The following is an 11,681-nucleotide window of genomic DNA, read 5'->3' on the forward strand; positions in this document are numbered from 1 at the left end:
GATTGCCCTTGCTCTGAGCCGAGGGGCTACATCAAGCCTCGTCGGCGGTCAGGTATTGTTTCCTGTCCAATTCATATTTGCGCATCTTGTCATACAAGGTCTTGCGCGGCAGTTCCAGCTGCTCCATGGTCAGTTTGATGCTGCCCTTGTTGTGGCTCAGGGCATCTTCGATCAACATGCGCTCGAAAAACTCTACCCTCTGTTGCAGCGACATGCCCGTATGCAGCCCCTGGGTGGTGAGCGGGCCGGCGAAGGCCGCCTCGGCGCCGAGCAGCACGAAACGCTCCGCCAGGTTACGCAGCTCGCGGACATTGCCCGGCCAGTCGTGGGCGGTCAGCACGGCATTCTGCTCGGCGTTGAGGGCGATCAGCGCCCTGTGATATCGGGCCGACGCGACGCGGGCGAAATGCAGGAACAGCAGGGGTATGTCTTCGCGCCTGTCCCGCAACGCGGGAATGGCCACAGTCACCAGGTTCAAACGATAATAGAGATCCTGGCGAAACTCGCCCTTGTCACACAGTTGCTTGAGATCCACCTTGGTGGCGGCCACCACCCGTATGTCCAGCGCTATGCTCTTGTTGGAACCCAGGCGTTGCAGTTTCCTGTCTTCCAGCACCCTGAGCAGTTTCACCTGCAGCGACAGCGGCGTGCTCTCTATCTCATCGAGAAACAGGGTGCCGCCGTTGGCATATTCGAACTTGCCTATGCGAGTCTTGTCCATGCCGGTGAAGGCGCCGGGATCGGCACCAAAGAGTTCACTCTCGATCAGGTTTTCCGGAATGGCACCACAGTTGATGGCGACGAAGTTGGCGCGGCTGCGCTGGCTGTGATCGTGCAGGTAACGGGCGACCAGCTCCTTGCCTGTCCCCGTCTCGCCCTCGATCAGCACGTCGGCCGGGGTATCCAAGACGCTGTCGAGAATGTTGCGCATGCGATTGATGCCAGGGCTGTTGCCCAGGATCCTGGGCCCCGGCAGGCTCTGGGATTCGAGTTCCTTCTTCAGCTGGCGGTTTTCCAGGGTGAGGCTGCGCTTCTCCAGCGCCCGTTTGACCACATCGAGAATATGCTCGTTGTTGAAGGGTTTCTCGATAAAATCGTAGGCCCCCTGTTTGAGGGCCTTGACCGCCATGGCGATGTCACCGACGCCCGTGAGCAAGATCACCGGCAAGTCGGCGTCTTGGTGGTGGAGCTGCTGCATCAGGCCTATGCCGTCCAGATACGGCATGTTGACGTCGGAGAGCACCACGCCCGGCCAGTGTCTGTCCAGGCTGTTGGCCAGGCCCCTGGGATCTGTGCAGGCGATGGCGCTGATGCCTTCGAGTTCGAACAGCTGCACCAGGACCGTGCCTATGTGGGCCTCATCGTCGACGATAAGTACGGCATGGTCTTGGATATTTTTCGGGACACTCATGGCTGTGATGCTTCCTCACGTGAAAATATGGGTAAAATGAGCTGAAAAATGGCCCCGCCTTCGGCGGCGTTGGCGACGGTGATCTGGCCCTTCATCGCCTCCATGATACGCCTGGAGATGGACAAGCCCAGACCCAGTCCCTGGCGTTCATTGGTGGTGAAGTAAGGCTCGAAAATTTTCTCCATCTGGCTTTCCCGTACCCCGGGGCCAGTATCCTGGATACTGATGTGAAATTTTTCCCCGGCCCAGACCCGGATCGCCAGGTGCCTGGGATGGGATTGTTGCATTGCGACTATGGCATTGCTCATCAGGTTCACCAGCACTTGCTGCAAGCGCACCTTATCGCCCCATATCTGGTAGCGGCCTGCGGCGGATTCCAACGTCAGCATTATGCCCTGTTTGTCGATTTCCGGCTGCACTATGGTCAATGCCTGTTGTATGCATTGGCCGAGATCGACGGCGCCCTCTGTGCCCTGACTCTTGCGGGTAAAGCTCTTGAACTGGCCTATGATGTCCGCCAGACGGTCGGTGAGTTCGATCATGATGCGAATGTTGTCGGCGGCCTTGTCCAGCAGGTTACGGCCGAGAAAGGTCTGGGTGTTCTGGGCGTAACTGCGCAGCGCCGCCAGTGGCTGATTCAATTCATGGTTGATACTGGCCGACAGGCTGCCGATGGCGGTGAGCTTGGCCGCCTGGATCAGTTGATCTTGGGTGTCTTTGAGTTGCTGGTTGGTGGCCTGCAGTTCACGGGTGCGTTCGGCGACGCGCTGTTCCAGCCAGCTCTGGGCCAGCTGCATGCGTTGCAGGTTGCGCCGCCGCTCGGCACCGAACAGCAGCGCCAGGGCGACCAGCAGGTATAGGCTGGCCGCCAGCCAGAGTTGCGGTGCCAGGGATTGCTGCAGCGGCGCCAACGGGGCCAGAATATGCACCCGCCAGCCGGCGCTGCTCATGGCGCCCTGGGTTTCCATGAAGCGAGGCCATTGTTGGCCCAGTTTCAGGCGATAGACACTGACGCGCTCGTCTGTCCCTGGGCGGTATTCGGGGATCAGATCCAGCTCGGTTATGGGACGGTTGGCATAACGTCTGGATGCCGTCAGCGCCGTTTGTCTGGCCTGGGTCAAGGGGACCAGGGAGCCCAGGCGCCACTGGGCAATGCTGGAGAGGAAGACCACCTGTTCGGGATCTGTGACGATGAATTCGTACTGACCTGCGGTCGCTATGCCCGTGCTTTGCTTCTCTATGTCTGTGATGTCGACCTTGACGACTATCACGCCCAAAACCTTGTCTTGGTGGTAAATGGGGTAAGAGAAATAGAAGCCCCGCTTATTCGATGCCGTGCCTACGGCGTAATAGCGGCCGGTTTTGCCCTTGATGGCCTCGCGATAATAGGGGCGGAACCCATAGTTCTGGCCTATGAAGGAATAGCCTTGCTGCCAGTTACTGGCGGCGACGGCTGTGCCCTTGGCGTCCAGCAAATAGATATCCGACGCCTCGGTGGCCTGTTGCATTTCTGCGAAATAATCATTGACGCGTTGCACCTGCAACTCGTCATCCCCGAGCAGTGTCTGGGCCAGCAGCGGGTTGCCCGACATCACGTGGGGAATATTGGCATAGCGCGACAGGGCGGCATCGTAGAAGTCGATGAGTTCGCTCAACTGCTGCCTGGACTGCGCCTGGATTGCCGCCTGACCTTGCTGCTGGTGGAACCAGAGCGTCAGCTTGAGGGTCACGAATAAACCACATAGCAGCATCACAAAGAGCAGCAGGCGTTTCTTCGCTTTGGTGGAAAAGAGGTTGGCGGACGATTTCAGTGTGGATAGTGTCAGTGTGGATGGTGACAGTGTGGGCAATAACATAGTGAATCAGCCTGAAAAACAGCGAGCCCGTTAAGGCTCGCTCAATTGGGGGAACTAATCAAGGATTAATACCAGTGTTATCAGTTATAGCCGCTCAGTTTATCTATCAGCTCGGGCAAGAACAGCGAGATCTGCGGTACATAGGTGATCAACAGCAGGAAGCCCAGCATCAGGCTCAACCAGGGCAGGCAGGCCTTGATCACCCAGCCCATGCTGTGGCCTGTGATGCCGGCGGTGACGAACAGGTTCAGGCCGACCGGCGGCGTCAGCATGCCTATCTCCATGTTCACCACCATGATGATCCCCAGATGGATGGGATCTATGCCGAGCTGGGTGGCGATGGGGAAGAGGATAGGGGCCATGATCAACAAGATGGCCGAAGGCTCCATGAAGTTACCTGCTGCCAGCAACAAGAGGTTGACTATGATGAGGAAACCCCAGGCCGGCAGCCCCATGCCCACTATGGCTTCGGCTATGATATGCGGAATGCGCTCCGTGGTCAGCACGTGGGCGAACAACATGGCGTTGGCTATGATGAACAGCAACATGATGCTGACCTTGGCACCATCACGCACCACATGACGGATCTCTTTGTCTATCGGAGTCTTTATCAACGCCAGCAACATCTGTCCCAGGTTACGCAGGGCCGCTCTGGGCAAGGACTCACCGGCATTGTGCCAGGCCACCTGTTTCAACGGGCCTATGTCGCGGTAACCGAATACGGCGATAAGATAGGCATAAACCGTTGCCACCGCTGCCGCTTCGGTCGGACTGGCGATACCGCCATAGATGGACCCCAACACTATGACTATCAGTGCCAGTCCGCCCATGGCCTTGGCACTGGAGAGGGCGAGTTTCCTGATACCGGGGAAGGGCATGGATGGCAGCTTCTTGATCCTGGCGACGATATAGATGGCCAGCATCAGCAGGCAGCCCATCATGAGTCCGGGGATCAAACCCGCCATGAACATGCGGGCGGCCGACACTTCGGTGGCGGCGGCATACACCAGCATGACGATGGAGGGCGGGATGAGAATGCCCAGGGTGCCCGAAGTGGTGATCACCCCGGCAGCGAATTTCTCCGGATAACCGGCCTTGACCATGCCGACAATCACGATGGAGCCAATGGCGGCGACCGTTGCCGGCGAGGAGCCGGATACGGCGGCAAACAGCATGCAGGCCATCACCGACGCCATCGCCAGGCCGCCACGAATATGACCTACGCTGTCCATGGCAAAGTCGATGATCCGCCTCGCGACCCCGCCGGTCGACAGGAAGGCCGACGACAGGATGAAGAAGGGGATTGCCAGCAGGGTATAATGCTCCGACGAGGAGGCATAGAGTTTGAGTGCTATGGATGCCAATGAGTCACTGGAAAACAACATGATAGTCAGCATGCTGGAGAAGCCTAAGGCGATGGCGATAGGCATGCCGAGAAACATGCAGATAAATAAGGTTAAAAAAAGCGTCGCGATCGTCATTATTCCACCTTGTTATTCTTGTTGCTGTTTTTCTGTTCTGTGGTGTCATCCGAGTCGTCAGTCTGGTCATCGTCCAGCAAATGCATGCTGTCCTTGGCCTCATCGGCCAGGTGAAAACCTGTGGCCCGACCATAAAGGATGGCGATGAAGAGTTCGACAAAGCGCCATGCCAGCATGGAAAAGCCGATGATCAGTATGCTTTGTGACATCCAAATCGGCACGGCGCCGTCTTCGACATCGATACGCAATTTTTCCCAGGCGAAATCGGCATCCAACTGCTGCAACAGCATGGCAGGGAAGTTGATGTCTTCCATCGGCACGCCTGTCTGATACATCTGTGACAGGTAGTCCCAGCTGCCCTTGAGGAACATGGCGCAATACACCAGGCAGATGAAGGAGGCCAGCAGCGCCGTCAGTTTGCGGGGCAGGGGCGCCAGGCTCTTGGTGAACACATCGACCCCTATGTGGGCCCCGACCTTGACGCCATAGGACATGCCGAACAGCACAAACCAGCCGCTCAGGGTCAGGGTCAGCTCCTGGATCCACAGGAAACCACTGTTAAAGAAAAATCGGGCTATCACTTCTGCAAACACCAGTAATGTCATCATGGTGATGAGCAGGTTGAGAAAGCCTTCTTCAAAATAGCCAAAAATTCGCGATATCACTCTGCTACTCCTTCGAATTGACAGAGCCACGGCAGCGCTTGCGCTACCGTGGCATCAGACATTACTTGTTGTTGGCGGCTTCGGCGGCACGGATGACGTCTTTGCCGACCTTATCTTCAAATTTAGCCCAAACAGGTTTCATGATGGCGACCCATTGTTGACGCTGGGCCGGCGTGAGGGTGACCAGCTGGGTGCGTTTGGAGTTCAGAATGGCTTGTTTGTCTTCTTCGTTCTTGGTCATGGCAATCTTATTGCCCAGGGCGATGGCTTCATCCAATGAATCTTTGATGATCTGGCGCTTGTCTTTCGGCAGGCTATTCCAGAAGGCATCCGAGGTGACAATCATATAGTCCAATACCCCATGGTTACTCTCTGTGATGTGGGACTGAACTTCGTAGAATTTCTTCGAGTAGATGTTCGACCAGGTATTCTCCTGGCCATCGATGGCGCGAGTCTGGAGCAGGGTGAAGACTTCGGAGAAGGGCTTCTTCACCGGAATGGCGTCGACGGCGTCAAACTGGGCGGCGATGACATCCGAGGCCATGATGCGGAACTTCTTGCCCTTGGCGTCGCTTGGGAGGGTCAGGGGGTCGTTGGCCGAGAACTGCTTCATACCGTTATGCAAGTACCCCAGTCCAAGCAAACCCTTGCGTCTCATGGAGGTCAACAGCTTCTGACCTGCTTCACTCTGTTGGAAACGGTCGACCGCGGCCATGTCTTCGAACAGGAAAGGCAGATCGAATACCTGTAGCTTCTTGGTGTAACGTTCGAATTTCGACAGCGAAGGCGCTACCAATTGCACGTCGTTGAGCAAGAGTGCGGCTAATTCGTTGTTGTCGCCAAACAGCTGGGAGTTGGGGAATACGCTGACCTTATATTCGCCCGGCAGACGTTGCTCCACCAGTTCCTTGAACTTAAGCGCCATCTGTCCCTTGGGGGTATTCTCTGCCACCACGTGGGAGAACTTGATTTCCACCGGCGCGGCAAACACATTCAGGCTCAGTGTCAACATGGAGGCGAGGGTGGCGATCTTCATCATGGCTTTGAGTGGCTGTTTGCCGATCTTGTCTTGTAGCTTTGTCATCTTGAGTTCCCTTATATAGTTATTAGGATGTTGGCCTCGGTGCTGCGACTGGGCAGCTTTGAGTAGGAATACTGCCTTGATTTCCATGAGGTCTGACTAACGATAGGCAAATAGCGCGCCAAGTGAATTAACTGAGCTATAACCCGTTGGTTGTAAAAGTGTAGTTGATTTGTTGTCAAAAAGCCGGAGGGATTGGATGGGTGGGGGAACGCTCACACAAGCATGGCCCATGGGTGGATAACCACCCATGGGCCATGGCGGAGATCAGTGGCGGGGTAAGGCTGTTTCTTGTGCCATTGCAACCTTGGCTTGCCATAAGCCGGCCTTGAAATGGCCATGAAAAAACACCATACAGGCCAGCAGCACTGTGATGGCACCGACCAAGAGTGCCCACTGCACCGCCAGCAAGGACAGCAGGCTGCCGATGATGGCCGCCAGCAGGTTGCCGACGCAGAAGATGGTCACCAGCATGCCCATCAACTGGCCTTGGGCCCTATGCTCATAGGCGGTGGAGATATAGGCGGGGAGAAAGCCGTTGTAGATGGCGATACCCATGCCCATCAAGGCAAAACAAAGCAGGAAGCTGAAGTGGCCACTGGCAGGCAGCATGGCCAACGCCAGGCTGAACAGCAGCATGCCCAAGAGCCCTGCCTGTGCCTGGCTGAAGCGGCGTTGTAACCTGGGATTGAACATCAAGCTGGTGGCTATCATGCAACTGGTCAGAAACACAGTCGCCCAGCTGATGCCGACAGCACTGTAGTCCTGCTGCTGTACCAGCCACAGGGGATAGAATTCATAGTAGATGTTGACGCCCAGAGTCAGCAGCAGATACAGCAGAAAGAAGCGCCGCAGTTGCGCATCTTTCAGCAGCACCAGGCTCGAGCCCTTGTCGGCATGCTGGACTCTGGCATCGAGTGCCTTGGGTAACAGGCCATGGGATAACAGGGTGCAGACGAGACATGCCAATGCCGCCAGGTAAAACACCACTTCTGTGCCGGCAAAGGCGAGTTGGCCGCCGACGAGTGGCCCCAGCAGGTAGCCGCCATAGCCCATGGCGCTGATGAGTGAAAAACTGCGCAGCTTATCTATCTTGGGGTGCAAATCTGTGGCGATCGCCCGGGCGATGGCGATATTGCCTTCGCAGATCCCTGTCAGTAGCCTGGCCAGGCAAAACAGCAGGAAATTGCCCGAGGCGGCGGCCAGGCCGGTCAGGCCATAGCCTAGGGCACTGCCGAGCAAGGTTAGCGAGAGAACGCGTTTGCGGCCGAGGTGATCCGATAAGGCGCCGATGAAACTGCTGCCTATGATGATGCCCAGCGGATAGATGCCGAGCACTATGCCGAGCAGGAGCTCGGGCGGCAGTTGCATAAACTGGGTCAGGGGTGAACTGGCCTCGGAAAACAAGGGCGCCAGTATGGGGTAGGGTAAGGCGATACCGGCCACGCTGATCAGGGTGACCAATAGGGTGACAGCCAGTATCTGTTGGGCGTTATCTTGGATTTCTGTGGTATTCATCTTATTATCGGCTCGGATCTGCTATGTCCGATACTATTGCAGTTAGCCTTGATTAAGTAAATAAAAAACTTTACTTAATTGTCTGGAGGTAGCTGTTCTCCTAAGTTGAATAACCGTAATAACATGAATTTATTGAGTTAATTTTTTTGTCTAGGTTTTTGATTCGATCTTTGGCTGAGCTACTGGCTGCTGAAACCAGATTGACGAGGGCCTGCCATTGAGGCCTGACTACAGGAGCTGCTGTTGCGTGGTTGGTTTTTTTTGCATGCAAGCGGCTGAACCCACGGGACTATTTCTGTGGATCTATGCGTTTTAGGATGGCATCGCTGGGTAAGAGTTCCAAATGGCCCTGTTCATCAAAATACCAGCCGTTTATGAAGCCTTTTTGGCGCATGGTGACGAGATTTTGCATGACTTCCCTGGCCTCTCTCAAGGCGGTTTCATCGTCACAGTCATGGGTTAATTTCAAGTAGGCGGCGATATTATCTAAAGATGCCGATTGGCTGACATTTGCCATCAGAAAACCCCTATGCCTTCACATGTGTAAAGCATAGACGACTGACAGGGGGATGAAGCGAGAAAATGGCAGAAAATGGTGGTCGCTACTGGGCTCGAACCAGTGACCCCCTCCTTGTAAGGGAGGTGCTCTCCCAGCTGAGCTAAGCGACCTGGGATTTCCTGTCTATGGCGACAGTTTGTAACGTATTGACTGAAGATGGTGGTCGTTACTGGGCTCGAACCAGTGACCCCCTCCTTGTAAGGGAGGTGCTCTCCCAGCTGAGCTAAACGACCTGGGATTTCCTGTCTATGACGACAGTTTGTAACTTATTGACTGAAGATGGTGGTCGTTACTGGGCTCGAACCAGTGACCCCCTCCTTGTAAGGGAGGTGCTCTCCCAGCTGAGCTAAACGACCTGGGAATTCTTCATATTGTCGAGTATTTATACCAAAATATGGTGGTCGTTACTGGGCTCGAACCAGTGACCCCCTCCTTGTAAGGGAGGTGCTCTCCCAGCTGAGCTAAACGACCTGGGAATACTCTCACACTGCAAACTAAGGGTTATATGGTGGTCGCTACTGGGCTCGAACCAGTGACCCCCTCCTTGTAAGGGAGGTGCTCTCCCAGCTGAGCTAAGCGACCTGGGATATAACACTTTGTAAAACCATGCCTTTTACTTAAAAGATATGGTGGTCGATACTGGGCTCGAACCAGTGACCCCCTCCTTGTAAGGGAGGTGCTCTCCCAGCTGAGCTAATCGACCTCGCTGTGTGGAGCCGTATTATAGGTGGGGCGTCTCCACTGTCAACGCTTTTTTAGATAAAAAGCATTGAGCGTATTAATTTTATCCGCCTTGATGCTTTGTTGGGCAGCCCATTAACTATCTGGGGTTTATATGGGCCCGAGTGCGCTCCAAGCTGGCAAATTTTGCCGGGATGAGTGGCAGTCGCCGACAGGCTGAGTCTATCGGCGCCTGGGCTGTTTTCTCTGTATCGAGTGACAGGGGCGCTATTGATAACGCTCAATTACGGCCAGAGTACTGCTTCTGCTTTTATTACCTCTGCTTTTGCTTTTATTGCTTCTACTCCTATATTTGCCGCTTTTTCTATGGCTATGCCAGTTCCTACACTCTGACAGAGTGGCGACGCTTGAGTGGCGCAGCGGAGAATTTGCTTGAGGCATTAAGAGTGGCATTTCCAGTGGCAGGTTTGGCTGTTAGAATGGCCCCCTTTGATAGTGACAGTCTTTTTACAGACTATTTATATAGGTTAGTGTCCCATTATGACAACTAAGACGCGTTTTGCTCCAAGCCCTACCGGCTTTTTACATGTTGGCGGCGCCCGCACCGCACTCTACTCCTGGTTACATGCCCGCGCCAACAAGGGTGAGTTTGTGCTGCGTATCGAAGATACAGATCTCGAACGTTCCAGCCAGGAAGCCTGCGATGCCATTCTCGATGGCATGCAGTGGTTGGGCTTGACCTGGGATGAGGGGCCGTATTACCAGACAAAACGTTTCGATCGTTACAATGAAATCATTGCTCAGATGTTGGAGCAGGGCACAGCCTATAAATGTTATTGCTCACGCGAGCGCATAGAGACACTGCGTGATGAACAAGCCGCCAGGGGCGAAAAACAGAAGTACGATGGCTGCTGTCGCAACCTGGCCCCCCGTGACACGGATGAGCCTTTTGTGGTGCGTTTCAAGAATCCATTGGAAGGTTCTGTGGTATTTGACGACCATGTCCGTGGTCGCATTGAGTTTGCCAACGAGGAGCTGGACGATCTCATCATAGCCCGCAGCGAAGGTACGCCTACCTATAACTTCTGCGTCGTGGTCGACGATTGGGACATGGGGATCACTTGTGTGGTGCGTGGTGAAGACCATATCAATAACACCCCAAGACAGATAAACATACTCAAAGCCCTGGGGGCACCTATCCCTGAATATGCCCATGTGTCGATGATCCTGGGTGATGATGGCGCCAAGTTGTCCAAACGCCACGGTGCCGTGAGCGTGATGCAATACCGTGATGATGGCTATTTACCCGAAGCGCTGCTTAATTACCTGGTGCGTCTGGGTTGGTCCCATGGGGATCAGGAGATCTTCACTCTCGACGAGATGAAGCAACTGTTTAAGTTGAGCGACATCAATAAGGCCCCTTCGGCCTTTAATACCGAGAAATTGCTGTGGTTGAATCAGCACTATATAAAGAGTCTGGCGCCCGAGTATGTTGCCAGCCATTTGCAATGGCATATGGACGAGCAAAAAATCGATACCAGCAATGGGCCGGCCTTGGCCGAGGTCGTCACCGCCTTATCCGAACGCGCCAAGACCCTGAAGGAGCTGGCGGCCTCGAGCCGTTACTTCTATGAAGACTTCAGTGAGTTCGATGAAGCCCAGGCCAAGAAACATCTGCGTGGGGTTGCGCTGGAGCCGCTCAAGTTAGTGCAGCAGAAGATTGCCGCCCTAAGCGAATGGACCCAGGAAGCGATTCATCAGGCGATCGAAGATACCGCCACCGAATTAGAGGTTGGCATGGGCAAGGTCGGTATGCCGCTGCGGGTTGCCGTTACCGGGGCAGGGCAGTCACCTGGTCTAGATTTGACCTTGTTTCTCATCGGAAAAGCCCGTTCTGAGCAAAGAATCTCCAAAGCGATTGAATTTGTAGCAGATAGAATAAATTCCTAAAAAAACGAGTTGACACATTTGGGTGTGCTGCATAGAATGCGCCACGCACTTGAGACACAAGCTGGCAAGCGTCGGCGATGCACTCAAATGTGATTTAAAAGCGTAGTAAAGAGTAAGTTATTTACTTGGGGCTATAGCTCAGCTGGGAGAGCGCTTGCATGGCATGCAAGAGGTCGACGGTTCGATCCCGTCTAGCTCCACCAAGTAATTTAGTCTTGTAAATTACGCTTTTAAATTTGGTCCTGCTCAACTTCGATATTTAGAAGAGAGTGTTAAGAGACACCGCCTTAACATGCGGTAATGCAAGTTAGAAATGTTAACTCCAGAGTTTCCTTCGGTTTTAGAAGAGAGCGCCTGGGACACCGCCTTAACATGCGGTAACTAAGTTAGAAATGTTAAGTCCAGGGTCCCCTTCGTCTAGAGGCCTAGGACACCGCCCTTTCACGGCGGTAACAGGGGTTCGAATCCCCTAGGGGATA

8 protein-coding genes and 8 tRNA genes are annotated in these 11,681 nt (G+C 54.6%); 3 read left to right on the plus strand and 13 right to left on the minus strand.

Annotation, left to right across the window (positions count from 1 at the left end; genetic code table 11):
* Positions 1-31 precede the first annotated feature (31 nt).
* The 13 genes from HC757_RS10730 to HC757_RS10790 all read right to left on the minus strand — a co-directional run bounded on the left by HC757_RS10730 (position 32) and on the right by HC757_RS10790 (position 9,274).
* On the minus strand, positions 32-1,411 hold the full coding sequence (locus HC757_RS10730) for a sigma-54-dependent transcriptional regulator (protein WP_169564366.1): 1,380 nt from the start codon (positions 1,409-1,411) through the stop codon (positions 32-34).
* Positions 1,408-3,162 carry an ATP-binding protein gene (locus tag HC757_RS10735; RefSeq protein WP_244623446.1) on the minus strand — a complete coding sequence of 585 codons (1,755 nt, stop codon included), beginning with the start codon at positions 3,160-3,162 and terminating at the stop codon, positions 1,408-1,410. Before HC757_RS10735 ends, HC757_RS10730 begins: the two co-directional genes overlap by 4 nt.
* Positions 3,163-3,347: 185 nt before the next feature.
* A complete protein-coding gene (locus tag HC757_RS10740) occupies positions 3,348-4,748 on the minus strand; it encodes a TRAP transporter large permease (protein ID WP_169564368.1) in 1,401 nt (466 codons plus the stop codon).
* Entirely contained in the window at positions 4,748-5,413 is a 666-nt protein-coding gene (locus tag HC757_RS10745) for a TRAP transporter small permease (RefSeq protein WP_342343064.1), read from the minus strand. The genes HC757_RS10740 and HC757_RS10745 overlap by 1 nt, the downstream gene beginning before the upstream one ends.
* Positions 5,414-5,474: 61 nt before the next feature.
* Complete coding sequence (locus HC757_RS10750; protein WP_280520981.1) at positions 5,475-6,497, minus strand: TRAP transporter substrate-binding protein; 1,023 nt, start codon at positions 6,495-6,497, stop codon at positions 5,475-5,477.
* A 264-nt stretch (positions 6,498-6,761) separates the two neighbouring features.
* On the minus strand, positions 6,762-8,012 hold the full coding sequence (locus tag HC757_RS10755; RefSeq protein WP_169564369.1) for an MFS transporter: 1,251 nt from the start codon (positions 8,010-8,012) through the stop codon (positions 6,762-6,764).
* Positions 8,013-8,301: 289 nt separating this feature from the next.
* A complete protein-coding gene (locus tag HC757_RS10760; RefSeq protein ID WP_169564370.1) occupies positions 8,302-8,529 on the minus strand; it encodes a hypothetical protein in 228 nt (75 codons plus the stop codon).
* Positions 8,530-8,605: 76 nt separating this feature from the next.
* Positions 8,606-8,681 (minus strand) — tRNA-Val (locus HC757_RS10765).
* A 47-nt stretch (positions 8,682-8,728) separates the two neighbouring features.
* Positions 8,729-8,804 (minus strand) — tRNA-Val (locus HC757_RS10770).
* Between the two features lie 47 nt (positions 8,805-8,851).
* Positions 8,852-8,927: transfer RNA gene (locus tag HC757_RS10775), tRNA-Val, on the minus strand.
* Positions 8,928-8,966: 39 nt separating this feature from the next.
* Positions 8,967-9,042: transfer RNA gene (locus HC757_RS10780), tRNA-Val, on the minus strand.
* A 35-nt stretch (positions 9,043-9,077) separates the two neighbouring features.
* Positions 9,078-9,153 (minus strand) — tRNA-Val (locus HC757_RS10785).
* 45 nt (positions 9,154-9,198) lie between these two features.
* Positions 9,199-9,274: transfer RNA gene (locus tag HC757_RS10790), tRNA-Val, on the minus strand.
* 518 nt (positions 9,275-9,792) lie between these two features.
* On the opposite strand from HC757_RS10790, the gene gltX reads away from it, so the two are divergent.
* The 3 genes from gltX (at position 9,793) to HC757_RS10805 (ending at position 11,681) form a co-directional block, all read left to right on the plus strand.
* Complete coding sequence (gltX, locus tag HC757_RS10795) at positions 9,793-11,202, plus strand: glutamate--tRNA ligase (protein WP_169564371.1); 1,410 nt, start codon at positions 9,793-9,795, stop codon at positions 11,200-11,202.
* A 127-nt stretch (positions 11,203-11,329) separates the two neighbouring features.
* Positions 11,330-11,405, plus strand: a tRNA-Ala gene (locus tag HC757_RS10800).
* A 203-nt stretch (positions 11,406-11,608) separates the two neighbouring features.
* A tRNA-Glu gene (locus HC757_RS10805) sits at positions 11,609-11,681 on the plus strand.

Source organism: Shewanella salipaludis (assembly GCF_012911865.1).
Taxonomy (GTDB): Bacteria; Pseudomonadota; Gammaproteobacteria; order Enterobacterales; family Shewanellaceae; genus Shewanella; species Shewanella salipaludis.